Annotated in this window: 25 protein-coding genes; 11 read left to right on the top strand and 14 right to left on the bottom strand. The window is 51.7% G+C overall.

Annotated features, from left to right (window positions below):
• The first annotated feature begins 77 nt into the window (after window positions 1–77).
• The gene (locus tag EHT25_RS29715; RefSeq protein WP_124879061.1) at window positions 78–1,109 is read left to right on the top strand and encodes an aldo/keto reductase; all 1,032 of its coding nucleotides are present in this window, start codon (window positions 78–80) and stop codon (window positions 1,107–1,109) included.
• Window positions 1,110–1,176: 67 nt separating this feature from the next.
• On the opposite strand, the gene EHT25_RS29710 is transcribed toward EHT25_RS29715, so the two are convergent.
• On the bottom strand, window positions 1,177–1,551 hold the full coding sequence (locus tag EHT25_RS29710; RefSeq protein WP_229311838.1) for a T9SS type A sorting domain-containing protein: 375 nt from the start codon (window positions 1,549–1,551) through the stop codon (window positions 1,177–1,179).
• 296 nt (window positions 1,552–1,847) lie between these two features.
• Between EHT25_RS29710 and EHT25_RS29705 the strand changes: the two genes are divergently transcribed.
• Window positions 1,848–2,471, top strand: a complete 624-nt coding sequence (locus EHT25_RS29705) for a hypothetical protein (protein ID WP_124879060.1) — start codon at window positions 1,848–1,850, stop codon at window positions 2,469–2,471.
• 190 nt (window positions 2,472–2,661) lie between these two features.
• On the opposite strand, the gene EHT25_RS29700 is transcribed toward EHT25_RS29705, so the two are convergent.
• A complete protein-coding gene (locus EHT25_RS29700) occupies window positions 2,662–3,351 on the bottom strand; it encodes a porin family protein (protein WP_124879059.1) in 690 nt (229 codons plus the stop codon).
• 235 nt (window positions 3,352–3,586) lie between these two features.
• On the opposite strand from EHT25_RS29700, the gene EHT25_RS29695 reads away from it, so the two are divergent.
• A complete protein-coding gene (locus EHT25_RS29695) occupies window positions 3,587–4,396 on the top strand; it encodes a lysophospholipid acyltransferase family protein (protein ID WP_124879058.1) in 810 nt (269 codons plus the stop codon).
• Between the two features lie 6 nt (window positions 4,397–4,402).
• Here the strand turns inward: EHT25_RS29695 and EHT25_RS29690 are convergent, their stop codons facing one another.
• The 4 genes from EHT25_RS29690 to EHT25_RS29675 all read right to left on the bottom strand — a co-directional run bounded on the left by EHT25_RS29690 (window position 4,403) and on the right by EHT25_RS29675 (window position 8,205).
• Window positions 4,403–5,818, bottom strand: a complete 1,416-nt coding sequence (locus EHT25_RS29690; RefSeq protein ID WP_124879057.1) for an inorganic phosphate transporter — start codon at window positions 5,816–5,818, stop codon at window positions 4,403–4,405.
• Window positions 5,819–6,015: 197 nt separating this feature from the next.
• Complete coding sequence (rlmN, locus tag EHT25_RS29685) at window positions 6,016–7,071, bottom strand: dual-specificity RNA methyltransferase RlmN (protein WP_124879056.1); 1,056 nt, start codon at window positions 7,069–7,071, stop codon at window positions 6,016–6,018.
• Window positions 7,068–7,652 carry a CvpA family protein gene (locus EHT25_RS29680; protein WP_185731530.1) on the bottom strand — a complete coding sequence of 195 codons (585 nt, stop codon included), beginning with the start codon at window positions 7,650–7,652 and terminating at the stop codon, window positions 7,068–7,070. The genes rlmN and EHT25_RS29680 overlap by 4 nt, the downstream gene beginning before the upstream one ends.
• Window positions 7,653–7,752: 100 nt before the next feature.
• A complete protein-coding gene (locus EHT25_RS29675) occupies window positions 7,753–8,205 on the bottom strand; it encodes a GatB/YqeY domain-containing protein (RefSeq protein ID WP_124879055.1) in 453 nt (150 codons plus the stop codon).
• A 160-nt stretch (window positions 8,206–8,365) separates the two neighbouring features.
• Here EHT25_RS29675 and EHT25_RS29670 point away from each other — a divergent pair, with 160 nt between their 5' ends.
• The gene (locus tag EHT25_RS29670; RefSeq protein WP_124879054.1) at window positions 8,366–9,079 is read left to right on the top strand and encodes a pyridoxine 5'-phosphate synthase; all 714 of its coding nucleotides are present in this window, start codon (window positions 8,366–8,368) and stop codon (window positions 9,077–9,079) included.
• Window positions 9,080–9,159: 80 nt separating this feature from the next.
• Window positions 9,160–9,546 (top strand): RidA family protein, encoded by a 387-nt coding sequence (locus EHT25_RS29665; protein ID WP_185731529.1) that lies wholly within the window; start codon window positions 9,160–9,162, stop codon window positions 9,544–9,546.
• A 27-nt stretch (window positions 9,547–9,573) separates the two neighbouring features.
• Here EHT25_RS29665 and EHT25_RS29660 read toward each other — a convergent pair whose 3' ends face one another.
• Entirely contained in the window at window positions 9,574–11,016 is a 1,443-nt protein-coding gene (locus EHT25_RS29660) for a Gfo/Idh/MocA family protein (RefSeq protein ID WP_124879053.1), read from the bottom strand.
• Window positions 11,017–11,065: 49 nt separating this feature from the next.
• On the bottom strand, window positions 11,066–11,362 hold the full coding sequence (locus tag EHT25_RS29655; RefSeq protein ID WP_124879052.1) for an SCP2 sterol-binding domain-containing protein: 297 nt from the start codon (window positions 11,360–11,362) through the stop codon (window positions 11,066–11,068).
• Between the two features lie 435 nt (window positions 11,363–11,797).
• On the opposite strand from EHT25_RS29655, the gene EHT25_RS29650 reads away from it, so the two are divergent.
• Both EHT25_RS29650 and EHT25_RS29645 read left to right on the top strand, forming a co-directional pair.
• Window positions 11,798–12,340: an RNA polymerase sigma-70 factor gene (locus tag EHT25_RS29650; protein WP_124879051.1), complete on the top strand. Its 543-nt coding sequence runs from the start codon at window positions 11,798–11,800 to the stop codon at window positions 12,338–12,340.
• 91 nt (window positions 12,341–12,431) lie between these two features.
• Window positions 12,432–13,211, top strand: coding sequence for a FecR family protein (locus EHT25_RS29645; protein ID WP_124879050.1), 780 nt, complete (start codon window positions 12,432–12,434; stop codon window positions 13,209–13,211).
• Between the two features lie 70 nt (window positions 13,212–13,281).
• Here EHT25_RS29645 and EHT25_RS29640 read toward each other — a convergent pair whose 3' ends face one another.
• The 6 genes from EHT25_RS29640 to EHT25_RS29615 all read right to left on the bottom strand — a co-directional run bounded on the left by EHT25_RS29640 (window position 13,282) and on the right by EHT25_RS29615 (window position 20,129).
• Window positions 13,282–13,707, bottom strand: coding sequence for a T9SS type A sorting domain-containing protein (locus EHT25_RS29640; protein ID WP_124879049.1), 426 nt, complete (start codon window positions 13,705–13,707; stop codon window positions 13,282–13,284).
• A gap of 273 nt (window positions 13,708–13,980) precedes the next feature.
• On the bottom strand, window positions 13,981–15,213 hold the full coding sequence (locus EHT25_RS29635; RefSeq protein WP_124879048.1) for an MFS transporter: 1,233 nt from the start codon (window positions 15,211–15,213) through the stop codon (window positions 13,981–13,983).
• 83 nt (window positions 15,214–15,296) lie between these two features.
• Window positions 15,297–16,562 carry an MFS transporter gene (locus EHT25_RS29630; protein WP_124879047.1) on the bottom strand — a complete coding sequence of 422 codons (1,266 nt, stop codon included), beginning with the start codon at window positions 16,560–16,562 and terminating at the stop codon, window positions 15,297–15,299.
• Window positions 16,563–16,655: 93 nt separating this feature from the next.
• Window positions 16,656–17,543, bottom strand: coding sequence for a hypothetical protein (locus EHT25_RS29625; RefSeq protein ID WP_124879046.1), 888 nt, complete (start codon window positions 17,541–17,543; stop codon window positions 16,656–16,658).
• A 68-nt stretch (window positions 17,544–17,611) separates the two neighbouring features.
• Entirely contained in the window at window positions 17,612–19,528 is a 1,917-nt protein-coding gene (locus EHT25_RS29620; RefSeq protein ID WP_124879045.1) for a M1 family metallopeptidase, read from the bottom strand.
• Between the two features lie 64 nt (window positions 19,529–19,592).
• Window positions 19,593–20,129 carry a DUF2911 domain-containing protein gene (locus tag EHT25_RS29615; RefSeq protein WP_124879044.1) on the bottom strand — a complete coding sequence of 179 codons (537 nt, stop codon included), beginning with the start codon at window positions 20,127–20,129 and terminating at the stop codon, window positions 19,593–19,595.
• Between the two features lie 170 nt (window positions 20,130–20,299).
• Here EHT25_RS29615 and EHT25_RS29610 point away from each other — a divergent pair, with 170 nt between their 5' ends.
• Genes EHT25_RS29610 through EHT25_RS29595 form a run of 4 tightly spaced genes read left to right on the top strand, consistent with a single transcriptional unit; the run spans window position 20,300 to window position 25,277 of the window.
• Entirely contained in the window at window positions 20,300–21,484 is a 1,185-nt protein-coding gene (locus EHT25_RS29610; protein ID WP_124879043.1) for a DUF4350 domain-containing protein, read from the top strand.
• A 15-nt stretch (window positions 21,485–21,499) separates the two neighbouring features.
• On the top strand, window positions 21,500–22,474 hold the full coding sequence (locus tag EHT25_RS29605) for an AAA family ATPase (RefSeq protein ID WP_124879042.1): 975 nt from the start codon (window positions 21,500–21,502) through the stop codon (window positions 22,472–22,474).
• Window positions 22,471–23,811 (top strand): DUF58 domain-containing protein, encoded by a 1,341-nt coding sequence (locus EHT25_RS29600; RefSeq protein ID WP_124879041.1) that lies wholly within the window; start codon window positions 22,471–22,473, stop codon window positions 23,809–23,811. The genes EHT25_RS29605 and EHT25_RS29600 overlap by 4 nt, the downstream gene beginning before the upstream one ends.
• Window positions 23,812–23,816: 5 nt before the next feature.
• Window positions 23,817–25,277: a M20 family peptidase gene (locus EHT25_RS29595; RefSeq protein WP_124879040.1), complete on the top strand. Its 1,461-nt coding sequence runs from the start codon at window positions 23,817–23,819 to the stop codon at window positions 25,275–25,277.
• The last annotated feature ends 22 nt before the right edge of the window (window positions 25,278–25,299 follow it).

Genomic DNA, 25,299 nt, shown 5'->3' with positions numbered 1-25,299 from the left:
TTTGTTAGAATCAACGGTATTGCGCTTCCGAAAACCGCACGAAGCGTAAACCGATAAACCCAAAATCATTACACCTCATGAAGTACAACCTATTGGGAAACACCGGATTACTGGTTTCCGAACTCTGCTTAGGCACCATGACGTTTGGGGGCAGCGGAGGAGGAATGTGGGGGGCAATTGGTCAACTGGATCAGGAACCGGTCGATCAGCTTCTCAAACGCTCGGTCGATGCGGGCATCAATTTTATCGACACGGCCAATGTCTACGCCGAAGGGAAATCCGAACAACTAACGGGTCAGGCCATCCGAAATCTCGGCTTGAAACGCGACGATCTCGTGCTTGCCACCAAAGTGCGGGGAAAAATGGGCGAAGGCCCGAACCAGATTGGGCTGAGCCGGAAACACATTATTCAACAGGCCGAAGAAAGCCTGCGCCGACTGAACACCGACTACATCGACCTGTACCAGATTCACGGTTTTGATTTTCTGACGCCACTCGAAGAAACGCTCCGCGCGCTCGACGATCTGGTGAAAAGCGGCAAAGTTCGCTACATCGGTTGCAGCAACCTCGCAGCCTGGCACCTGATGAAAGCCCTGGCGTATTCCGAGCACAAGGACCTGGCCCGGTTTGTATCGCTACAGGCGTATTACACCATTGCCGGACGGGATCTGGAGCGCGAAGTGGTGCCGCTGTTGCTCGACCAGAAAGTGGGTTTGATGGTGTGGAGCCCACTGGCGGGCGGTTTCCTGAGTGGCAAATACGGTCGGAACAAACAGCCGGACGATGCACGCCGGGTGAATTTTGATTTCCCGCCGGTCAATAAGGAAAAAGCGTACGACATCATCGATGTGATGGAGCCGATAGCCGCCGAAAAAGGCGTTTCGGTTGCGCAGATTGCGCTGGCCTGGCTGCTGCACCAACCCGCCGTTACGACGGTTATCATCGGTGCCAAAAAACCGGAACAACTCGACGACAACCTGAAAGCCGTCGACGTGGTGCTGAGTGCCGACGACCTGAAAAAACTGGATGAGGTCAGCCAGCTGACGCCCGAATATCCGGGCTGGATGGTGAACCGCCAGGCCAATGACCGGAAAAAATACGTTCGTTAAAATTTGATAAACAAAAAAGGCCAGGATTACCCTGGCCTTTTTTCATTTTCAGAAACCCGAAATTTCCTTATTTCATCACGACCAGCCGCGTGGGGGCTTCAACCGGAGCCGAGCCCAGATTCACTTCTTTGCGGATGCTGCCGTCATTCGATTTTACTTCCAGTTCATACTTTCCGTCGGGCAATTCGGCCACGTTCAGTTTAACCGCATACTTCTGTTCTTTTTTGCCTACGTATTGCTGAAACATCACCCGGTTGTTGGCGTCGCGCAGCAGAATCTGCACGGGCTCCAGGGCTGATTTTTCGACCGCAACCCGAATCTGGCTGTTGACGGTTACGTAGGCGCTGGCGTCGAACGAAAGGGTTTTGGGAGCGTTGCCATTGTCGACGGGCGTGGTGCTCAAAATGGCGGTGCAGATCAGGTTACTCAGTAAGTTCATCATGGTATTTGTTGTTTAGAATGTGTTGTTATGTCTTAGAGTTGTTGTTTACATGTTCGATTATCTACTATGCCAACGCCGTGCCAACGAAACTGAAATTTTGTAACTAATTGATAATCAAAAGGTAAATAAAATAGGCCAAACTTTTAAGTGTACGCAGCCGGACAGTTACTGTTCAGTTGCGGACAAAACCGTACACATCCTGTAAAACTAACTTCCTTTTAATGGCATTGATGTTTGTAAAAACATTAACTTTCTGCCTGCTTACTAAATCACCTTGAAAACCATAGGAATACACCATGAAAAAAATCGTTCTCGGCCTGGCTGTCTCGATCGCGACTGCCGGTTTTGTCTCAACTGCAGTAGCCGCATCGCCTTCCTTCACGCCCACTGCCATCGTTCTGATCGATGCTGACTCAACGGCTGCCCTGCTCGACAAAGCCGTAACGGCCTACGCCAAAGGGGCTAAAGCCGAAACCGTGCAGGCTTTACAAGCCGGAACCGCGGCTCTCGAAACCGAAGCGAAAAGCAGTACGGGCAGTTTCAAAGACAAATTGCTGGCGCAGGTTGCCAATCTGAAGAAATTGTTGCCCCTGGCACAGAGCGGTTTGTTGAAAGGCGATGTATTGCAAAAAGCCGTTAGTCTGGCCAAAACCGCCCTCGGTGCCGGTCAAATCGAAAAACTGATGGGGGGCGGCAATCTGGTCTCGAAAGTGGCTGGTCTGACCAGCAACCTGAATCTGGTCAAAACCGGTCTTTCTGTATTGGGCGGCAGCAATGCCAGCACCGGCAACTCCCTCGTCACAACGGCGCTGGGTGGCCTCTCGAAACTGAGCAAAGGGGGCGTAGTGGCCAAAGCCGCCGAACCCGCCGTGAAAGGCCAGCTCGACAGTGTTTTGGGCTTTGTAAAAGGCATTTTGTAAAACCGCATTCGTCCGCAACCAGCAAAAAAGCCCGGTGCAAATGCCCCGGGCTTTTCCAGTTCAACTCTAACCCTTAAACACACACAAACTTTCTTTTTAAATATTAATGAACAATTAACAATGAATAATGAACAGCATATACTGATTTGTGTATTATCATGGCTCGTGGTTCATTGTTAATTATTCATTGTTAATTTATTGCAAACGCATACCCAATCGAGGCACTTAGCCCGCGGTTGCGGATGGGAAGCTGAATGAACGGAAGATCATACTGGCGCGAAAAACCGTGTTCGTAGCGCGTTTCGACGAAGAATTTTCCCGGCCCAACTTCGGCGCTCAAACCGAGGCCGCCAATGGCGCTAAAATCCCAGCGGTTATAACCCATTGTATTCAGATTCATGTCCATATCGAAGGGTTGGCTCCGGAAAATACCACTGGTTCGGGTGCGAATGCGGCCGTTCATGGCGTAACCGGCCGCAGCACCTGCCAGCATATAGACCTGAACCGGACCGTCGTTCAGGTTGATTTTGGCCAAAACCGGTAATTCCAGATACCGTGTCTGGTAGGCTACCCGCGCTCCCAGTGGCAAATCCCAGTTGCCAATCGGCAGTTTAAAGCCTTCATCAATCACGAACCCTTTCTGAACATACGACACCTCGGTGCGGATACTGACGCGGTTGCTGACCGGAGCTTCCAGAAAAACCGCCCCCGTTGGGCCAGCCGACAGGCGGAAAGTTGGCGAGAACTTGTCTAGAAATTCGGGTTTGGAAACTGCCCCCCAATTGGCTCCGGCCCGGAAGCCGACCTGCACCTGAGCCGATGCGGTTTGAATGATAAAAAAGGCCAGCGCGGCTATTCCTGCCAGTGTAAATCGTTTCATGATTGTAAAATATAGGTTGGTTGGTCGATCGCAAACGGCTAGCCTTCGTGCTGATCTTCGTCGTATTGGCTGGTTGTGCAATCTGGCTCTTGGACAGGCGCCGGTGGCAATGGATTAATGGGGCGGTTTATTTTATTCGCATTTAGTTACAATTCCGTATCCATATAGTACTTTTTATCGAAAACATTGTATTGCTTTTGTAGCTTTATGAATGGATAGCCCGACTTACCTTCGCATGACGTACAAGAAACCAACCCGGTATAGCTTTTTGCCAAAACCGCTTGATAAACTGGATTTCATGGGCCTTTTTGAGCTGGACCCTTTCGGTAATTCGCTGTTTATTAAACGTATTCTGATGTCCATTGTGGGCTGGATTACCTATTTTCGGTATACACTTTACAACAAATTAACGATTGAGGGAACCGAGCATCTGGAGAATCTGCCCGTCAACAATGTCGTTTTTCTGTCGAATCACCAGACCTATTTTGCCGATGTCATTGCGTTTTACCACATTTTTTGCAGTGTCAAATGGGGTTTCAGAAATTCAATCGTTCTGCCGGTTTACCTGTTTTCACCCCGTGCCCGGAGTTATTATGTGGCAGCCAGCGAGACGATGAAAGGCGGGTTTGTGCCCCGGATGTTTGCCCTGGGCGGGGCTATTCAGATTGAACGCTCCTGGCGGGCGAAGGGGCAGGATGTCAAACGGGAGGTGGATAACACGGCCAACGACCGGATTGCGATGGCGCTCGAACACGGCTGGGTCATCAGTTTTCCGCAGGGAACGACCAGCCCTTACGCGCCGATCCGGAAAGGCACCGCGCACATTTTGAAAAACAACAATCCAATTGTTATCCCGGTGGTGATCAACGGTTTCCGGCGGGCATTCGATAAGAAGGGCTTGCGGTTTAAAAAACGGAATACGCAGCTGAGCGTGCGTTTCAAACCGCCACTGGAATACAGCGTCGATGAATCAGTCGAATCGCTGATCGATAAAGTACGGCAAGCCATTGAGCAGGACGTCCCAAAAGAAATGACGTGGCTCTAACGAATGTTAGTCAAAAATCCAGCGGAAGAGCAGGTACAGCGTAAACGACAGCGTAATCGAAACCGGCAACGTCATCAGCCAGGCGAGGGCGATGTTCCGAACCGTTCCGCCCTGGAGGTTTTTGATCCCTTTGCTGGCCACCATGCTCCCGGCAATCCCCGACGACAGCATGTGCGTCGTACTGACCGGCGCTTTGTAGAGCGTTGCCAGCGCGATGGTGGTGGCCGCCACCAATTCCGCCGAAGCACCCTGGGCGTAGGTTAAATGCTGCTTTCCGATTTTTTCACCAATCGTCACCACAATCCGTTTCCAGCCCACCATCGTTCCCAAACCGAGCGACAACGCAATCATCAGAATGACCCAAAGTGGCGCATAATCCGTAAACCGGCGCAGACCCACTTTCTCATTCAGGTTGGTTGTCAGCGTAGCGATATCCGTCGCACTCAGGTCGACGTCTTCGCTTTCGATCAACTTCTTTACGTTGTTGTTGATCAGCAGCAAATCCCGGCGAATCTGCAAACGCTCGTCAGCTTTGAACTTACCATCTACGAGTGGAAGCGAAATAACCTGCTGCAAATCAGCAATCTCGGTTTTTGTACGAACTAACCGGCCCCGATCCGTGTCGGACAAACCGGTGGTATCGATTTTATTGACGATCTGCGAAATCTGCACCAGATTTCCGCGCATCGTGGTCGGATCTATGGTGTTATTCAGCGCAAAATAAGCGGGTGTAATACCGATCAGAATCAGCATGATCAGGCCGACGCCTTTCTGTCCGTCGTTCGAACCGTGGAAAAAGCTAACGCCCGTACAGGTTAAAATCAGGATGGAGCGAATCCAGGTCGGCGGGGGCGTATTTTTCTTCGGCTCTTTAAAAAGGTCTTTATTACCGACCAGTTTCCGCAGCAAATACATCAAAATAATGGCGAGACTAAACCCGATCAACGGAGAAAGCAACAGCGCTTTCCCGATTTTTTCGGCTTCTTCCCAGTTGACACCACCCCGTTCGCCAGCCGCACCCATCGTCGAAAACGCCAGGCCCACGCCCAGGATCGAACCGATCAGCGTGTGGGAACTGGAGCTGGGCAATCCGAAATACCAGGTTCCCAAATTCCAGATAATCGCACTGAACAACAACGCCAGCACCATCGCAATGCTGTGGTAAACATTCTGATCGACAAGCAGTTCGACCGGCAACAGATTGACAATTCCCATGGCGACGCCAATACCACCCAGCAATACACCCACAAAATTGCAGATGCCCGACCAGACGACGGCAATGTTGGGCTTCAGGGAGTTGGTATAAATAACCGTCGCAACGGCGTTAGCTGTATCGTGAAAACCGTTGACAAATTCAAATGCGCAGGCAGCGAAGAGACAAAGAGCGAGGAGGATAAAAATATCCGTTTCTAATCCGAACATGCAGATACAAGTCTGTGAAACTGAGTCTTAGTAAAAACTCAACAACTAATTATGGCTCAAAAGTACGGTAAACTTTCGAGGGCAATGTTAACTAAATGTTAAGCAATGACCCAGTACTTTGTACAAAATCATGCTGGTTTGGATTCTTTTTTGATTGATTTGAAGTCCGCCCGGTTTTGGCAAACCGCCCTAAAACATTACTGCTTGCCAGCCAGTTGTCCGCAAGCCGCGTCGATGTCTTTGCCCCGGCTCCGGCGAATGTTCACGATAACACCCCGGTTTTCCAGAAAACCGGCAAACTGGTCGAGCTTGTCGGCATCCGTATTGGTAAAATCCGCTTCCGCAATCGGGTTATATTCGATGATGTTGACTTTGGCGGGCACTTTTTTGGTAAACTGCCACAACTCTTTGGCGTCCTGCAAGGTGTCGTTGAAATTGTTGAACACAATGTATTCGAACGTCACCCGCGTACCGGTTTTTTGATAGAAGTAATTCAAAGCTTCGGCCAGCGCAGGCAGCGAATTACTCTCGTTGATGGGCATAATCTGGTTCCGCTTGTCGTCGTTGGCGGCATGCAGCGACAACGCCAGGTTGAATTTCACCTGATCGTCGCCCAGTTTCTTGATCATTTTGGCAATCCCGGCGGTCGAAACCGTAATCCGTTTGGCCGCCATGCCCAAACCGTTCGGCGACGTAATCCGCTCGACGGATTCCAGCATGTTCTGGTAATTCAGCAGCGGTTCGCCCATGCCCATGTATACGATGTTGGTCAAACCGCTTCCGTACGCTTCTTTAGCCTGCTGATCGATGGCCACCACCTGATCCACCATTTCGCTGGCTTCCAGGTTGCGTTTGCGGTCCATGTAGCCCGTGGCGCAGAATTTACAGGTCAGCGAGCAACCCACCTGTGACGAAATACAGGCCGTCATGCGGTTGTCCTCATCTTTCCGCAAGGCCGGAATCAGGACACCTTCCACCAGATTACCGTCATAGAGCCGAAACGACGATTTGATGGTTCCGTCGGAACTTTGTTGTTGTTTCGAAACCGCCAGCGTGCGCACTTCAAAATGTTCCGCCAGCAATTGCCGCGTTTTCAGCGAGAGGTTGGTCATCTCGTCAAACGTCCGCACCGAGCGTTTCCAGAGCCATTCCTGAATTTGTTTCGACCGAAAACCCTGCTCACCGTGGCCGGTCAGCCAGGTTTTGAGTTGGTCTTCGTTGAGTTTTCGTATATCCTGCTTCGTTGGTATCATCCTTCTTTTTCTGCTTCTTCGCTGGCATTTTCGGTATCCGGATCATCGAAATTGCGTGAGAATTCTTCCTTTTGTTTGCGAATCCAGTTCGTACCAATGGGAATCCAGCCCGAGGTTACGTCCATCACTTTCGGCGCAACCGGTTTAATCACCGGATACAGGTAAGTTTCCTGCGTGTGTTTGACGGGCATACGTACGCCCATCCAGGTTAACAACCAGAGCATTACACTAATTCCGAAAACCCAGGTAAAAATTCCGACGGCCGCCCCCGCCAGGCTGTCAAACGTTCCCAAAAGGGTGTATTTCAACGATTGACGCAGGGAAAAACCGATGCGGTTGATCAGAAAAACGGTCGGAAAAAAAATGATCGAAAAACCCAGCCACGGTAACAACCGTCGGGCCACATCCATGCTGATGTATGGCGCCAGCAAATCAATCCCGAACCCCAGAAATTTGAATCCGACGATCATAGCCACAATGAACGCAACAATGGCTACAATTTCCACCAGCAACCCCTTGCGGTAGCCGTTGAAAGCACCATACAGCAGCGTGATCAGAATGACAATGTCGAGAATTTTCATTTTTCTCAAGGAGGAAAGGAAGAGAGTAGGAACGGAGGAAAGAAGAGAAATACTCCCTTTATTCCTTTTCTCCTCTCTTCCTTTCCTCCGTTCTTTTCCTTTAACTCAGCAAATTCTTTACCAAAGCGGAAATGGCTTTCCCTTCGGCTTGTCCCGCCAGTTCTTTCGTTGCCACGCCCATTACTTTTCCCAGATCCTGCGGACCCTTGGCGCCCACTTTTTCAATGATAGCCTGTACGCGGGTTTTCAGTTCGTCTTCCGAAAGTTGTTTCGGCAAATAATGTTCGATAACGGCAATTTCGGCCAGTTCAGCCTGCAAAAGGTCTTCGCGGCCCTGCGTACGGTAAATATCGGCCGAATCCCGGCGCTGTTTGACGGCTTTGGTCAGTAACTTCAGTTCATCTTCGGGTTTGATGTCGCCCCCGGCCGATCCGTCTTTGGTTTCTTCCAGCAAAATCAGCGATTTAATCGCCCGCAAAGCCCGCAACCGATCCTGTTCCCGGGCTTTCATGGCCTCCTTGATATCGGTATCGATTTGTTGTTTCAGCGCCATAATTTCATATTTTAGTTAAAAATTAAAACGGGGCCGCCCGTGCGGTTATTAGTTAAAAGTAACTTTACTCCCGGAACCATTGAAAGGTTGGCAAAGTTACGAAAACAGGATGGGCTTATTCATAACTCATCACGCTTAACTCATAACTCTTCACTGAAAAATGACTCGTCTGAGCGTTAATATCAATAAAATTGCCACGCTGCGGAATTCGCGGGGAGGGAATAATCCGGATGTGGTCAAAGTGGCCCTCGATTGCGAACGGTTCGGCGCGGAAGGAATTACGGTTCATCCGCGCCCCGACGAGCGGCACATCCGCTACAACGACGTGCTGCATCTCAAAAAAGTGGTATCCACCGAGTTCAACATTGAAGGCAATCCCGACGAGCGGTTTATTGAACTGGTGACGCGCACCCGGCCCGAACAGGTGACGCTCGTGCCCGATGCCGTGGATGCCATTACGTCGAACGCGGGCTGGGATACGATCAAACACCGGGTTCACCTGACGAACCTGGTCAATCATTTTCAGCGATTGGGCATTCGCGTTTCGATTTTTGTCGATGCCGACGAAGCGATGGTACGGGGCGCCAAAGAAACCGGCACCGACCGGATCGAACTCTACACCGAACCGTATGCCGCCCACTACGCCGAAAACCGGGAAGCCGCCATTGCGCCGTTTGTTCAGGCCGCCAACGTAGCCAATGATTTAGGAATTGGTCTTAATGCCGGTCACGATTTAAGTCTGGAAAATCTGCGGTATTTTCACCAGAATATCCCCGGTTTGCTCGAAGTATCGATCGGTCACGCGCTGATCAGCGATGCCTTGTACCTGGGCCTGGAAAACACGATTCAACTGTATCTGAAAGAATTAGAATAAAGAGGTTAGACAAGAGAAGTGAGACAGAAGTCTTTATTCCCCGTCTCACTTCTCTTGTCTAACCTCTCTTGTCTGAACTCATGATTCAAACCGTCGAAACGCCCAACGCTCCGCTGGCAGCCGGGCATTATGCGCAGGCCACCGTCTGGAACGACCTCATTTTTGTGTCCGGCCAGTTACCGATTGATCCCGTCACCAAAGAAAAATTGACCGGTTCGATCGATGAGCAAACCCGGCAGGTGCTGGAGAACGTTAAGGCCATTCTGGATGCCGCCGGCAGCGACCTCGCCCACGTCCTGAAAACGACGGTTTACATCGCCGACATCGCGCTCTGGGATCAGGTCAATGCGGCTTATGCCGGCTTTTTCGGTGAGCACAAACCCGCCCGTGCTGTGGTTCCTACCAACCAATTGCACTACGGTTTTCTGATCGAAATCGAAGCAATTGCGGTTCGGAAAGCACCCTGACAGCGGCCCACGGCCCTGGCAGCGGTATTACAACGAATAATTCCCGCGATACTGCCGTTTTACAAACTGGTTGGCGTAATCAAAATTGGTGATTTTCATATTCGCGCCGTCCCAGAGCAGTTTCTTCCGACCGGGAAAATTAAAACCGCCCCCGGTTTTTGCTTCCCGCGCCAGGTAACTGCGTGTCGCCAGGTTGCCCATCAGGACGGTTTCGGTCAGCGGCCCGGATTCCTCGAACGACGAGCTGGTGTAGGCTCCGTAGCCCTGTTTACAGGCCTTCACCCACTGTTGCTGATGACCTTCGGTTTTGCCCTCGACGAACGGTTTTTCGGCATCAGGCAGCTTTTTGTCACCAAATTTTTCTTCGGGAAACAGACGCGGGTTGTTGCCGAATAATTCCGCGACCAGAATGCCTTTGCTGCCGATGAACATCATTCCGCCGTCGATGTTCGTAAATACTTTTTCGTAGGGAAGTCCTTCGGGAAGCTGCGGGCGAATGCCACCGTCGTACCACGAAAACTTGATTTCCTTCACCTTGTGATCGTCCGATGGAAACGTCAGGTGAATCGCCGAGGAAGGCGGGCAAACGTCGTCGTAAAACGCTTCCTTGAAGAAGTCGGCATAAACCGACCCAACGCTGCACTCCACCGAAGTCGGGTATTTCAGCTTCAATGCCCGGAACGGCACGTCCATGAAGTGGCAGCCCATGTCGCCCAGTGCGCCGGTTCCGAAATCCCAATACCCCCGCCAGCGGGTCGGCATGTAAGCTTCGTGGTAATCGCGGAGCGGAGCCGTTCCGAGCCACAGATCCCAGTCCACTTCCGACGGCACCGGCTGCGACTCGCCTTTGTCTTTCGGCGAGCGGACGCCCTGTGGCCAAACCGGGCGGTTGGTCCAGCAATTGACGGTATGGACGTGTCCGATAACGCCTTTCTGAATCCAGGTTTCTATTTTCCGGGTATCGTCACCGCTGCTGCCCTGATTGCCCATTTGGGTAACGACTTTGTATTTGCGGGCGGCTTCGGTCAGCATCCGGGCTTCGTAGATGTCGTGCGTGAGCGGTTTTTCGCAGTAAACGTGCTTGCCTAACTGCATGGCCGCCATCGCAATGGGCGCGTGCATGTGGTCGGGTGTCGAGACGATCACCGCATCGAAATTCTTCGATTCCTTGTCGAATAGCTGGCGGTAATCTTTGAAATACGGCGCGTTGGGAAATTGGGCGCGAAACTTCTTCGCCTGCCGGTCGTCGACGTCACACAGCGCGACAAAATTGTCCGAACCTTTGTTATAGGCCAACCGAATGTTCACATCCGCCTTTCCACCACAACCGACAGCGGCTATATTGAGTTTATCGCTGGGGGCGGTAAAACCGGGACCGCCCAGCACATGACGCGGCACAATCGTAAAACCGGCGGCTGCCAGAGCGCTGCCCTGCAAAAATTTCCGGCGGGAAAGAGCGGTGAGTTTCATGAGGAATTTCGGAATTTAAGGGTTAGGAAAGGGGGTAACCACCCGGAGATTAGCTCAATTTCTGCCCGATTTTCATCGCAAGCGCCATATCTCCCTGAACTTTGAGTTTACCAAACATAAAAGCCGTCATCGGGTTCAGTTCGCCGGTACCCAGTTTTTGCAAATCGCTCAGCGAAACCTTGATGGTGCAGTCAGCTTCGTTATCTTCATTGGAAACAACCGGTGGATTTTCCCGCCCGTCGATAAAAATACTGCCCTGATCCGTAGCTAATTTAACGGTTGCATTGAAACCGCTTTCGGTGCCGATCCGCTGGCGAATCTGGTCTGTGAAATCCTGTAAATTCATGCGTGTGGTTTATTGTAGACCCAAAATAGGACAATTACCGATAAAACTAGGCGGTTTTTTTGGTAAAAGTATGCAGGATACCGAAAAAATTAGTAAGTTCAAACCGGTAATTACCTCCTGAACTAATCTGAACTTTTCTTTACTGATGGAACGGTCCTCCACCGCGTTAGTTTACTTAACGGTAAACCAAATCCCTGCATTTCTGACAATTCTGTGTATATTTACCCTCACATTCAGTCCGATCAGCATAGCTAATTTGCTTCCAACGTCTTCAAAGACGATGGTCACTCTTTTCGTCTACCGGGAGGTTCTGAAAATTACACAGGAGCAAATCCCGAACCGGGATATTCGGAATTTGTCCACTGAGTTTGGAGAGCTCTGTGTCTGATAATCAACAAACAACGATCAGACCAAAATCAAAAAAACGCGTAAAGAATGCAAGCTGAACAAACACTTCTCCGACAACTACGGAACGCCGACCCAACCGCTTTTCGGCGGGTCTACGACCGGTATGTTCAACGGATTTATTATTTCACCGTCAGCTTTCTTAAATCCCCGGAAACCGCTCAGCAAATCGTAAGCGATGTATTTACCACCCTTTGGGAACGCCGGAGTACACTTGATGAAGATATTCCCCTGAATGGGTATTTATTTACGATGACCTATGGGTTGGTCCTGGCGGCCTTCCGCGAACGGCACAGCCAGTGTCAGCCACAGGAAATTCTTCAACGTTTAACCACCCAATCGGGCACCGATACCGAGGAACAGGTGCTGTATCAGGAGCTGGAATTGCTGTATCAACAGGCGGTTTCGCAACTGCCCCCGCGCCGTCGGGAAATTTATCTGCTCAGCCGCCACGAGGGCTATACATCCCAACAAATCGCGGATCGCATGAACCTCTCTACGCGAACCATCGAAGATCACCTGGATCAATCCTACGACACCTTAGGCACTTATTTTCAACGACATACGTATTAATTTTGAATGAGTGAATGATAGAATGAGTGAATAAAAATAGAATCCGGTAGGCTTTTCACTCATTCTATCATTCACTCATCAACTCATTGTAATGGAAGAGTTGTTGGTTAAATATGTCCGGAACGAGTGCAGCCCCGAAGAAGAACAGTGGGTGATTGGCTGGTTGCAGAACCCGGACAATGAATCGCGGTTGCGCGGGCTGATGCGGAAGCAATGGAGCAATCCGTCGGTTGCTGGTGTCGAATCGCCCGATTGGCAGCGCATGTGGGCGGGCATTGCCCGACAAACCAAAGATCTCCCCCTGGAGCCTGAGCCGCCCCTCTACCGAACGGTATGGCGACAGATTGCCCGGATTGCCATCTGGGTCGGCTGTATCATTATTTTTGGCCTCAGCATCCGGTTTTTGCGCGAAGCGCAATTGCCCGCCGATGTCATCTACCAATCCGGAGCCGATCAGTACATGCGGGTTGAATTAACCGACCATTCGGCGGTTATACTGAATAAAAATTCAAAGTTGAGGGTTTCGTCCGACTGGTCGGGACCAAACCGCAGCATCTGGCTCGACGGTGAGGCCGTTGTCCTGGTCGCTGAGCAACCCATCGGATATCGGTTGCAGATTCACACCGCCGATCATGTGGTAACCGAAGCCCAGAAAGCCCGGATTTATGTCAATTACCAACACAATAAGGTGCGGGTGGTGGTCGAACAGGGACAGGCTAATTTCGTCATCTATTTTTCCGGAATGCTCGGCGAAATGAAGAAGTATGCGCTGAAACCGGGCGGAATGGCGGAATATGACGAAAAATCAACCCAACTCGTCCGGCGTCAGGTCAAGCCGCAGCTTTACACGTTCTGGGCAAGAAACGAGTGAAGGAATGAATAGGTTACGGTTTCGCCGGTAACCCTTTATTCACTCCTCCGTTCTCTCATTCCTTTGTGGCTTACATTCCCGACTGTGGATCCGTAACCGGCACCACAGTGAGCAGTCGTTGCGTGGTACGTTGCTGAACACCCGATGATTTTAGCTGGAATGATTTTTCGACGGTTTCCTTGCCATTCGTGATCTGGAAGGTATACGCGCCATCGGCCATTTCGCTCATATCGAATCGTTGGCGGTATTTATCAAGCTGCCGGGGCATGGTTTCGGCAAAGACGATCCGGTTTTCCTGATCGCGCAACCGAACAACGATTTTACTGCCGGGATCATTTTTCTGGATGTTCACCCACACTTTCAGGGGATTTGCCGATGGATAGGTGACAACTTGAAAGGGTTTGTCTTCAGGGGCTGTCTGCGCAAATGAGGTCGTTCCGACCAAGAGAAGGGCACCCAGCAACAGACCGCTGGCGGTGCGGATAATCGTTTTCATGGTGTTTAACAGGTTTGTTGTCTACTGTTCAGATTCACCAGAAAGATGTAGGAAGCCCACCGACAAAACGGCGAATTAGGAGAAAAGGCAGAAAAGAAGGATGAACGGGACTATGATTACAGTGATGGTTATAATAGCCTATGATTATGGTGAAAGACTATGATTACAGTGATGTTTGTGATGGACTTTAAGATCAATTTTTTAAAATCATCATTAACATCACCGCAATCACATTCTATCATAAACATCATAGTTCATCACCGTAATCATAGTTTAGTGTTCCGTGTAATTGAGGTCTTTCCCGTACGTTTCGTCCAATGTTACCAGCGACCAGAAACTGATGACGAAACAAATCGCGCCGACCATGGCGGCTGCATTGATGACCCCAAAAGATACTTTGAGGGTTTGAAAAAGCGGAATGGTTAACAAGGTGGTAGCCCGAACGTTGTTGGCAATGGACGTGGTGGCCGTGGCCCGCAGGTTGGTGCCAAAGTGTTCGGCCGAAACCGTCAGAAACAGGGCGATGTAGCCAATGGAAAAACCGAGTCCCACGCAGACCGCGTAGAAAACCGGCATTGTCGAAATACCGGCAAACAAATAAACCGCCACAAAAAGCAGATTCATTGTCATCAGCGCACCGATTGCTTGCCGACGGGAATGAAACCACTGGCTGAGCGGGCCGCTGATCAGGTCACCGACGGCCATACCAATATACGTAAACATGACGACCCGGCCCGGTGCTATCGGTTCGGCAATGCCCAGTGCTTTTCCGAATTCATTGCTGAAGGTAGCCAGAATGCCAATGACAAAATACGTTGGAACGGCCAGCCCCATGCAGCGGAGGTACGTCAGAAAGCGTTTCCCGTTGGAAAACAGCGACCAGAAATTACCGCGCTGAACGGTTTGCTCCTTGATTTTCAGAAACATCCCTGATTCAAAAACCGATACACGCAACAGCAGCAGCAGCAATCCCAAACCGCCACCGATGAAATACGTTGTCCGCCAGTTGAACAGCACCACCGTAAAATAGGCCACAACGGCCCCAAACAGACCCACGCCCGCGATCAGGGAGGTTCCGTAGCCACGCAGTTCTTTCGGCAGAATTTCGGAGACGAGCGTAATGCCCGCGCCCAGTTCGCCCGCCAGCCCCAGGCCTGCGACGAAACGCAAAACCGCATAGGTGTTGGCGTCCTGCACAAAACCGCAGGCAATGTTAGCCACGGAATACGTAATAATGGAGCCGAACAGCACCGAAAGCCGCCCGCGTTTATCGCCCAGAATACCCCACAAAATACCGCCCAGCAGCAACCCAGCCTGTTGCCAGTTTAAAACCGTACCACCAATCACCGACACCTGTTTTTCGTCGAGACCCAAATCTTTCAGGCTCGGAACGCGAACAATGTTGAACAGCAGCAGATCGTAGACATCCACGAAATAGCCCAAAGCCGCCACAATAACCGGTAAAGTAAATAACGGGCGGTAGGTTACGGAAGGAGAAGTCGTCATAAGAGGAAGAGAAAAATAAGGGAGAAAAGGCAAAAGGAAGAAAGCAGATGGTAACTCCTCTCCCTCCTTCCTCCGTTCCTGCTTTACTCCTCTAAGTAATTAAGGTCTTTGCCGTGCGTTTCGGGGATAGTCAGAATGGAGTAAAAACCGATGGCGAAGCAGATCAAACCAACGGCCACTCCGGCGTTGATCACCGCCAGCGAAGGTTTAAAATACGCATACAGGCTCGTCATCAGAATAACCGTTCCGCGCACCATATTCGGAACGGTGGTAGCGGCAGTGGCCCGCAGGTTCGTTCCAAACTGTTCGGCGCCGATGGTAACAAACATGGCCCAGTAACCAATGCCAAAGCCCATCGCCAGGAAATACATGTACAGGCTCATAACGGTTTTTGGCGTCACATAGACGTAGATCAGACTGACCAGCAAGGTAAAACCCATCAGCAAAGCGACTGCTTTTTTGCGCGATTCCAGGCCCTGACTGATCAAACCACTCGCCAGATCACCGATGGCCAGCCCGATGTAACACCACATGATGGTCAGTCCCGGTTTGACAGGCTCGGCAATCCCAAACGCTTTCCCGAATTCGTTGCTGAACGTCGCCAGAATTCCAATGATGAACCAGGTGGGGAGCCCGATTCCGATGCACTTCATGTAGCGTGAAAACCGTTCCCAGTTCGTAAAAAAGGCAAAGAAGTTTCCTTTCTGCACGTGTTTCTGCTCCGACACCTCCGTAAACATTCCGGATTCGATAACGCCAATCCGGAGCAGCAATAAGCCAATTCCCATCGCTCCGCCGATCAGAAAAGCGTTTTGCCAATTGAATAATTCAACGGTGAAATAGGCCACAACGGCCCCAAACAGGCCGATTCCGGCGACGAGCGAGGTTCCGATGGCCCGCAGTTGTTTCGGCAATACTTCGGAAACGAGCGTGATGCCCGCGCCCAGTTCGCCCGCCAGTCCGACACCGGCGACAAACCGCATGGCCGCGTAGTAATCGACGGGATTCATGAACGTGACACGATCAATAAAACCGCAGGCAATGTTGGCAATGGAATAAGTAATGATGGAACCGAACAACACCGAAAGTCGTCCGCGTTTGTCGCCCAGAACGCCCCACAAAATACCGCCGATGAGCAAACCGCCCATCTGCCAATTCAGAATATTAGCCCCAACGTTGGAAATTTGCTCGTCGTTCAGCCCCAGATCTTTCAAACTGGGAACGCGAACGATACCAAAAAGGAGCAGATCGTAGATGTCGACAAAGTAGCCCAAAGCGGCCACAATGACGGGCAAGCCAAATAAAGATTTATACGAAAGTTTCGGCGGGGGAGGAATAGTTGACTGCATTCGTTTGGTAAAAGGATGTTAGGAAAAAATATTACATGGCAAGTTACCGATTTAGCCACATTTGACCAAGTCAATGTGGATTGTCACAGGTATTTAAATCGGTTGGAACAATGTTGACTGAGCGGTTTTCCGGTCAAAAACCGCCATCGCGGTGGCCAGCATCCAGACTCTCAGAAATACTCTCGAAAAAATCAGGAGTTGCTGAAAAATGAACAACAGCCCAATCGGGAGCCAGCCGCTGGTTACGATCAACGATTCAATCAGGAAGTAAATAGTAAAACCAACCGCTCCCATACTCAGTAGCAGCAGGTATAATCCAAAAGTGAGTCGAAAATGGGCGAATACAAACCGCACGGCTTGTATAAATGCTGGAAGCGCCCGGTTTTCGTCCCGGCGAAACAGCAGAACTTTGGCGTAATCTCCGGCACAAAGCATCAGTAACCCCAGAAAACCAAAGACCAAAACGCAGCCTACTGCGAAATAAATAACCGATTCTTCGTTCGACACCTCACTCAGGCTGTAACCGGCTAACGCCCCAACGAATATCCCGAAAAAGGCAATTACCAGAAGAATACTTAAGACGTAGAGAAACAGCCGGAAAAACCGCCCAAAAAAGTGAACACAGGCGGAAAGAAACCGGCTCAGCCGAAACGGTTGCCGGATTTGCGAAGCGGGTGAAACTTCCAGCAGAATACCGCCCGAAAAAAATATGCTGACAATCAGATACAAACCGCCAAGCCACCGCCCAACCGCCAGCAACGAGTCGATTGCCGGGCCGCTGGTGTGCCGGAAATCGGTGTAAACCGTGTAGTCGAAATGGTTCAGTAACTTCAGGTATTCCAGCGAAGAACCGGTTTCGCTCCGAATCACCGAATAAGCCGGTAACAACACCAGCAAACCCAGCCCCGCATTCACCAGATACAACCACAAAACCATCCGCCACGATCGAAGAACCAATCGAAAAGCACTAAAAATCAGCATGGTACATCAATAAAACCGCACAAAAAGCCACCGTTCATTATTCATTGTTAATTTTTCATTCCAAAAGATCAAGCCAGCCACACCAGCCATTGCATCCAGTTCTGCACCCAGAACATCAATTTAGCGGCATATTTAGCCGCCGGGCTGCGGGAAGGATGCACCGCAAAGCTGTTGTTGTTCAGATTGATATCGATGTATATTTTCTGTTGCGGATCAATCCGGGCCCACTCGACGCGGGTCTGCTGCATGACGGTAAAGGTGTGAAAGCGCGCCTTGCCATCCCAGTGCAGCAGCTGTTCTTTGCCATCCTCAAAATGCACCAGTACCTCGACCGGCAGTTGGGCATCGCCCTTGCGATACACCGTAATGCCCGACTGATAGCCACTCCCCTGCCGGACGCTGGTGACCGAATGCAGTTCATAATCGCAAACCTGATTGCCGTACAATACCTGATCGAAAAACCAGTTCATGTTCGGGCCAAACCGGTTGCCGTGCCGTTTGGTAACCACCTCATTCACAACCGAAATGAAATTAGTGGCGTTAGGATGTTTGAATTTCCAGCGTTCAAAATACGTCCGCATGATTTCATCCATCACCGGGCGACCGACCAAGCCGTCGAGCGTCCGCATCCAGGTGGCCGGTTTGAAATAAACCAGTTCGCCGTAATAATCCTCGGGCAGTTGCCAGACCTTATTGAACGAAGGCGCAATCGCCGGAAAATCGAGGTGGACGTAAAAACCGCGTGACAGTTCCAGGTTGCCGACCCGGTAGCCAAACAAGTCCACAATCGACGATTTCGGGCCGTAGGTTTCGTCCATGATCCGGCCTTCGTAATACTGGTTGAACCCCTCGTCCATCCAGGCTTCTTCAAACTCGTTGGTCGCCAGCAACTGCATAAAGTACTGATGACCAAACTCATGGATGGTCACCTGCTCCGGTAATCGCAAGGTTGCGGGCATTCCCCAGCTCGTTCCGGCGGTGATGAAGGTCGGGTATTCCATGCCCGCTGCGCCCATCGCCCACACGGGTGGATCGACAATCGTGAGCGTCGAAAACGGATACCGGCCCACATGTTTATCAAAATAGGCCAGAGCGGTTTTGGCGGCTTCGATGTGTCGCTGCGCCTGACTCGCGTGTTCGGGCTGCATCAGCGCGCGAATGGCAACGTGTCGCCAGCGATCATCGAAAATCTCGAAATCCGGGGAGGCCGTCCAGGCAAAATCGACTACATCCTCGGCGTGCCAGCGGAGGGTTTTGGTTCCATCCCGGTTTTGTCGCTCGCTTTTCAGTAAACCGGTGGCTCCGATCCGGAAGTTTTTGGGCGTCGTTATAGCGACATCATAGACGCCATAATCCGCGTAAAACTCCGAATGAGCGTGAAACTGGTGGCAGTTCCATTGGCCAACAGTCGCATACCGCGTTCCGGCCGGTTCGTACACCCCAATTTTGGGAAACCACTGCGCCACCAGAAAAAAGTCGCGGCTGTAGCCCGTGCGGGCGAAAATCTGGGGAAGTTTGGCTTGAAAGGAAATGTCCAGTGTAAGGCGCTGGCCGGGCGCCAGGGGCTGGCTGAGCGGCACGCGAATGACGGTTCGATCGTCGGCATTGGCATCGTCGGGCTGAAAAAACCGGTAGTTGCCCGTCAGGTTTTCCGCTGCGTTCGCTGGTCCGGCGCGGGTCTTGATCGACAGAATATCAATCTGGCCGTACGATTCCGGATTGTCCCGATCGATAAAATCGCCCCGCAACTGTCCGCCCGACTCCCGCATGAACGTAGACTGGTCGTTCCGGAACGCATTCAGGTATAAATGAAACTGCAACTCCCGAATGACGTCATTCGACGGGTTTTCCCAAACCAGCGTCTCCTTCCCCTCCAGCCGCTTGGTTTCCGTATTCAACTGAACATCAATTTGATAATTCGCAATCCGCGGACTCAGCGGCACCGTCTGTGCGGACGCGATCCGGGCGAAAAGGAGTAATAGCATTGGGCCGAGGGCGCGGGGCAGCGGGTAAAATAATGGTCCAATGCCCTCTCCCCAATGCAAACTCCTACTCATTTTCCCGCAGCCGAATCGGCACAACGGCTTCAGTTTGGTCCCAGGCCAGAACCATGTCACTGCCGCCCGATTGCGGGGCAAAACTGATGTAGAACTGCTCGGCAACGGCATTGCGTTTCCGAGCGATGACCGGAACCCGCAACACATCCTTGGTCTGGTCATAACTGGTGCCCCACTGACCGGTTTCTTTGTTGAAAATAACGATCCAATTGCCCTCCGACGGAATCGTCCAGAGCGAATAATCGCCTTCGTCGAGCGGTTGTCCGGCTACCGTAACGTTTTGATCAAAGGAAATCACGGTTGCTTCGTTCGCACCCGTCCGCCAGACTTCGCCGTAAGGCACCAAACCGCCAAAAATCTTGCGCCCTTTTTTATACGGCTGGCAATATTCCACTTTCACCTGAACCCCATTCTGGTCAATTTGAGCCGTTGCCTCCGGGCTGGATGATTTGGTGTAGGTACGTAACCCAAAAAAACCGATGAGCAGTACAACCGCGAGAATGCCGATGATCCACAGGACTTTTTTCATAAAACGGACGTTTTGTAAGGAAAGCGGGAAAGATATAAAAATTTGTTTGGTTACGGGTTTCCAACTTATTATAACTTGCAACTCCGGCAGCGAGTCATTGAACGATTGCAAACCGCACGGATGCCAACGCGACCCGTTGTGTCATCCGGCAAAACATAAATTAATCCCTTTTGAAACCGAATAAATACCTGCTTTTCCTGCTCACAACCGTCGTTGCCTACGGGCTGTTTGAATATTACCGCCCCAAACCCATCAACTGGAATCCGACCTACATCAACAAGGACAAGATTCCGTTCGGCACGAAGGTAGTGTTCGATCTGTTGCCGGATGTCATGAACCAGAAACCGGTGAAGAGTCTGCGGCTGCCGGTTTACAACCACCTGTCGGATAGCACCTTGCCTGCCCGCAGCAATTACATATTTGTTTGCCACACCCTGAATCTCACGACCGCTGATCGCCAGAAACTCCTGGCCTACGTTCAACGCGGCAATACGGTTTTTGTTTCGGCCTACGAATTTCCGGATACCCTGACCGCGTTGCTGGGTTTTCGCGCGGATCTGAAAACGCCTACTCTCCGCGATACGACTTTGGGTGTCAACTTCACCAATCCGGCGCTGAAAGCCCGAACCGATTACCATTTCCGGCATGACGATGGACGAAATTTTCTGATCACGAAGAAGGCCAATGCCACCACGGTTTTGGGCCGAAACGCCCGAAACGAACCAATTTTCCTGAAAATCCACTACGGAAAGGGCGATTTTTACATCCATAATTTGCCACTGGCGTTCACAAACTTTTACGTTCTCGACTCATTGACAAGCGATTACGCCTACAAAGCCCTGTCGTATCTGCCTCCGCAGCCGACCTACTGGGACGAATACCAGAAACAGGGCCGCTTCGACGAAGATGAACAGTCGCTCCTGCGCTACGTCCTGACGCAGCCGCCCCTGACCTGGGCCTATTACCTCAGCGTTGCGGGGCTGTTGCTGTACCTGATTTTTGCGGGCAAACGAACGCAGCGGGTTATTCCGGTGATCGAGCCGCTCAAAAACACCTCGCTGGCGTTTGTGCAGAACGTCGGTCGGCTGTATTTCCAGCGGGCCGATCACGGGAACCTGGCCCAGAAAAAAATTCAGTATTTCCTGGCGTACGTCCGCGAGCAGTTTGGGCTGAACACCGCAGTGCCGGATGAGGAATTCAAGCAGGCGCTGGCCCGAAAAAGTGGCGTTCCGGAGCAGGATATTCACGATTTATTTCGCCAAATTGCTTTTTCGCAGCAACAGGTCATGGCCGAATACGACCTGCTGCGGTTGAATGAGCTGATCGAAAATTTTTATACCACTGCGAAAGCGTAATCCCGATTGCACACCATGTCCCCCTACGAAAACCGCCTGGATTTAACCGAATTAAAAACCACCGTTGATGCCATCCGGGCCGAAATCGGGAAGGTCATTGTCGGACAGCAGCAAACCATCGATCTGCTCCTGACGGCCTTGCTGGCCGATGGCCACGTGCTGATCGAGGGCGTTCCGGGGGTGGCCAAAACGCTGATTGCCAAGCTGCTGGCCAAAACCATTTCGGTCGATTTCAGCCGGATTCAGTTTACGCCCGACCTCATGCCGTCCGACGTGCTGGGAACGTCCATTTTTAATCCGAAAACCACCGAATTCGAATACCGCCGGGGGCCGATTTTCTCCAACATTGTGCTGATCGACGAAATCAACCGCGCTCCGGCCAAAACGCAGGCGGCTTTGTTTGAAGTGATGGAAGAACGGCAGGCTACCAATGACGGCATTACCTACCTGCTGGCCGACCCGTTTCTGGTGCTCGCGACACAAAATCCTGTCGAACAGGAAGGAACCTATCGGCTGCCCGAAGCCCAGCTCGACCGGTTTTTGTTCAAGGTTGTGGTGGGGTATCCCAACATGATCGAGGAAATCAACATCCTGAAAGGCCACCACGAACGCCGGAATTTGTCAGACGCCATTGAGGCCATTCAGCCCACCCTGACGGCGGACCAACTGCAGGCGCTTCGGACGCAGGTTCACCGCGTGCACATCGAAGACAAACTGCTCGAATACATCGCTCAAATTGTGCAAAGTACACGCACCAATAAGTCGCTGTTTCTGGGCGCATCGCCCCGGGCATCAGTCGCATTGCTGAACAGTTCCAAAGCCCTTGCCACGCTCCGGGGCCGCGATTTCGTAACGCCCGAAGACGTACAGGAACTGGCCGCCCCGGTTTTGCGCCACCGCGTGTTGCTCACGCCCGAACGGGAAATGGAAGGCGGAACGGCCGACGAAGTCATCGGTCAGGTGGTACAGAAGATTGAGGTGCCGCGATGAAACTATTCCGCGCGCTCTACGTATCCACCCGCGTCTGGCTGCTGCTGATCGCGTTCGTTTTGCTGTTCGTGCTGGCGTACGTATTCCCGGTCTTATTCCCTTTTGTCAAACTGACACTGGCGGTTTTTGTGGCTCTCTGCGTGCTGGATGCGGTTTTGCTGTTCCGAAACCGGTCCCAACGGGCGGCTTTTTTTGCCCGGCGCGACGTGCCCGACCGTCTGTCGAACGGTGACGAAAATCCCATCACAATTTACCTGGAAAACCGCTATCCGTTTCAGACGCAGGTAGAAGTGATCGATGAAATACCGTTCCAGTTTCAGAAACGCGATGTGCTGTTTACGGCGACTCTGAAATCGAATGAAACGAAAACACTGCGCTACGAACTGCGGCCCACCAAACGCGGAGAATACAACTTCGGCGCGGTCAATGTTTACGCGATGACGTCGTTGCGGTTGCTGAAACGGCGGTTTCAGTTTTCGCAGGACAAACTAGTAGCGGTTTTTCCGTCGTATTTGCAAATGCGGCAGTATGAACTGCTGGCGATTTCCAATCGGCTGACCGAAATTGGTATTAAGAAAGTCCGCCGGATCGGGCACAGCATGGAGTTTGAACAGGTCCGGGCTTATAACCGGGGCGACGACGTCCGGACGATCAACTGGAAAGCCACCGCCCGGCGTAGTGACCTGATGGTGAATGCGTTCCGTGACGAACGCTCGCAGGCCATTTACTGTATTATCGACAAAGGCCGCGTCATGAAATCGCCGTTTGAAGGACTGACGTTGCTCGATTACGCCGTCAATGCGTCGCTGGTGTTGAGTAACATCGCACTACTCAAACAGGACCGCGCCGGCATTCTGACGTTCTCCGACCAGATCGGCCAGATGGTGGTCGCCGAGCGTCGGCCGGGGCATATCCAGAAAATTCTGGAAGTGTTGTACCGCCAGAAAACCCGGTTTCTGGAATCGGACTATGAGGCTTTGTATACGAACGTTCGCCAGCAGATTCGCCAACGGAGTCTGTTGCTGCTTTTCACGAACTTCGAGACGGTCAACGGTCTCCATCGGCAGCTTTCCTACTTGCGTCGGTTGGCCAAAGAGCATTTGCTGATTGTTGTTTTTTTTGAAAATACAGAGTTAAAAAGTTTACTGAGCAATCCGGCCGGCACAACCGAGGAAATCTACCAGAAAACCATTGCCGAGAAGTTTTATTACGAGAAGAAACAGATTGTCAAGGAATTAAAACAATATGGCATTCAGACGATCCTGACTGCTCCGCAGAATCTGACCGCCGATACCGTCAACAAATACCTCGAACTGAAAGCCCGGGGAATGATTTAAATCCCATGAAACGACTCCGCTGGTTACTGATTGGCCTGGTTATACTGGTTGCAGTTCTGCTGGTGAACATGCTCCGGTTTTCGTCGAAACAACTGACCGAGGTTGCGCCCCCGGCCACTATTTCGGTCGGCGATTCGGCCGTTCACCGGCTGGTCAAAGCCCTGCAACTGCGGACGGTTTCGTATTCCGATTATGCGCTGACGGACACGACGCAGTTCGAGCAGTTTTTAAGGTTGCTGGAGCAATCATTTCCCCGGATTCACCGCCAGCTCAAACTTGAGACGTTTAACCAGTACGGTTTACTGTACGCATGGAAGGGCCGCGATCCGGCGCTGAAACCGGTGCTGCTCACGGGTCATTACGACGTTGTTCCCGTGATTCAGGGCACGCAGAAAATGTGGAAACGCCCGCCGTTTGGCGGTTTATCCGAAGGCGGTTTTCTGTATGGCCGGGGCACGCTCGACGACAAGAGCAGCGTGCTGGCGCAGCTCGAAGCCGTCGAATGGCTGCTTAGCACCGGTTTTCAACCCGAACGAACCATTATGTTGGCCTACGGACAGGACGAAGAAGTGACCGGTTTTCGGGGCGCGCAGACCATCGCAGCCGCCCTCGAACAACGGAAGATCACGCTCGAATACGTGTTGGACGAAGGCGGAATCATTAAAACCGACGGCATTCCGGGCCTGCCCAAACCGGTTGCGCTCATTGGCATTGGCGAAAAAGGGTACGCCAGTATCGAGTTGACGACCGTCAGCAAGGGCGGGCATTCGTCGATGCCGCCGAAGCAAACCAGCATCGGGCTGGTGGCCGATGCGGTGAGTAAACTGGAAAAGCATCCGTTTCCGGCGCGGCTGGATGCCGGTCTGGATCAGATGTTTACGTACATCGGTCCCGAAATGCCGTTCGGCCAGCGGATTGTGTTCGCCAACCAGTGGTTGTTTGCGCCCATTATCCGCCGGATCATGGCGCAGTCGAATTCCGGAAACGCGACGCTGCGGACGACCACCGCGCCCACCATTTTTCAGGCCGGAGTGAAAGACAATGTGTTGCCGATTGAAGCCACGGCCACGATCAACTTCCGGATTTTGCCGGGCGAAACTGTTGAATCGGTGGTTGAACACGTAAAGGAAGTCATTGACGATGAACGCATTCAGGTCAACGTGCTGAAAAAATTCATCAGCCAGCCGTCGCCCATGTCCGATCCGGCGGCTCTTGGTTTCGAGCGCATTCACCAAACGATCAAAGGCGTTTTTCCCGGAACCATTGTCACGCCGTATTTAACGCTGGGCGGGACGGATTCGCGGTTTTACGCCCGCGTTTGCCCGCAGATTTACCGGTTTTCGCCCACGCCCATGAACGACGAAGACACGCAGCGCATTCACGGCACCAACGAACGCATCAGCCTGAACGATTACCGGAACATGATCCGGTTTTATGCCACGCTGATCAAAAACAGCCAGCCGTGATGGGCGGTATCCAGCTTCCGGT

The sequence above is a fragment of the Larkinella rosea genome (genome assembly GCF_003858635.1).
Taxonomy (GTDB): Bacteria; Bacteroidota; Bacteroidia; order Cytophagales; family Spirosomataceae; genus Larkinella; species Larkinella rosea.
This window is presented reverse-complemented; position numbering and strand designations above follow the sequence as displayed.

Coding starts and splice junctions, on each gene's coding strand:
- EHT25_RS29715 (WP_124879061.1), top strand. CDS start 78: ATGAAGTACAACCTATTGGGAAACACCGGATTACTGGTTTCCGAACTC.
- EHT25_RS29710 (WP_229311838.1), bottom strand. CDS start 1,551: ATGATGAACTTACTGAGTAACCTGATCTGCACCGCCATTTTGAGCACC.
- EHT25_RS29705 (WP_124879060.1), top strand. CDS start 1,848: ATGAAAAAAATCGTTCTCGGCCTGGCTGTCTCGATCGCGACTGCCGGT.
- EHT25_RS29700 (WP_124879059.1), bottom strand. CDS start 3,351: ATGAAACGATTTACACTGGCAGGAATAGCCGCGCTGGCCTTTTTTATC.
- EHT25_RS29695 (WP_124879058.1), top strand. CDS start 3,587: ATGACGTACAAGAAACCAACCCGGTATAGCTTTTTGCCAAAACCGCTT.
- EHT25_RS29690 (WP_124879057.1), bottom strand. CDS start 5,818: ATGTTCGGATTAGAAACGGATATTTTTATCCTCCTCGCTCTTTGTCTC.
- rlmN (WP_124879056.1), bottom strand. CDS start 7,071: ATGATACCAACGAAGCAGGATATACGAAAACTCAACGAAGACCAACTC.
- EHT25_RS29680 (WP_185731530.1), bottom strand. CDS start 7,652: ATGAAAATTCTCGACATTGTCATTCTGATCACGCTGCTGTATGGTGCT.
- EHT25_RS29675 (WP_124879055.1), bottom strand. CDS start 8,205: ATGGCGCTGAAACAACAAATCGATACCGATATCAAGGAGGCCATGAAA.
- EHT25_RS29670 (WP_124879054.1), top strand. CDS start 8,366: ATGACTCGTCTGAGCGTTAATATCAATAAAATTGCCACGCTGCGGAAT.
- EHT25_RS29665 (WP_185731529.1), top strand. CDS start 9,160: ATGATTCAAACCGTCGAAACGCCCAACGCTCCGCTGGCAGCCGGGCAT.
- EHT25_RS29660 (WP_124879053.1), bottom strand. CDS start 11,016: ATGAAACTCACCGCTCTTTCCCGCCGGAAATTTTTGCAGGGCAGCGCT.
- EHT25_RS29655 (WP_124879052.1), bottom strand. CDS start 11,362: ATGAATTTACAGGATTTCACAGACCAGATTCGCCAGCGGATCGGCACC.
- EHT25_RS29650 (WP_124879051.1), top strand. CDS start 11,798: ATGCAAGCTGAACAAACACTTCTCCGACAACTACGGAACGCCGACCCA.
- EHT25_RS29645 (WP_124879050.1), top strand. CDS start 12,432: ATGGAAGAGTTGTTGGTTAAATATGTCCGGAACGAGTGCAGCCCCGAA.
- EHT25_RS29640 (WP_124879049.1), bottom strand. CDS start 13,707: ATGAAAACGATTATCCGCACCGCCAGCGGTCTGTTGCTGGGTGCCCTT.
- EHT25_RS29635 (WP_124879048.1), bottom strand. CDS start 15,213: ATGACGACTTCTCCTTCCGTAACCTACCGCCCGTTATTTACTTTACCG.
- EHT25_RS29630 (WP_124879047.1), bottom strand. CDS start 16,562: ATGCAGTCAACTATTCCTCCCCCGCCGAAACTTTCGTATAAATCTTTA.
- EHT25_RS29625 (WP_124879046.1), bottom strand. CDS start 17,543: ATGCTGATTTTTAGTGCTTTTCGATTGGTTCTTCGATCGTGGCGGATG.
- EHT25_RS29620 (WP_124879045.1), bottom strand. CDS start 19,528: ATGCTATTACTCCTTTTCGCCCGGATCGCGTCCGCACAGACGGTGCCG.
- EHT25_RS29615 (WP_124879044.1), bottom strand. CDS start 20,129: ATGAAAAAAGTCCTGTGGATCATCGGCATTCTCGCGGTTGTACTGCTC.
- EHT25_RS29605 (WP_124879042.1), top strand. CDS start 21,500: ATGTCCCCCTACGAAAACCGCCTGGATTTAACCGAATTAAAAACCACC.
- EHT25_RS29600 (WP_124879041.1), top strand. CDS start 22,471: ATGAAACTATTCCGCGCGCTCTACGTATCCACCCGCGTCTGGCTGCTG.
- EHT25_RS29595 (WP_124879040.1), top strand. CDS start 23,817: ATGAAACGACTCCGCTGGTTACTGATTGGCCTGGTTATACTGGTTGCA.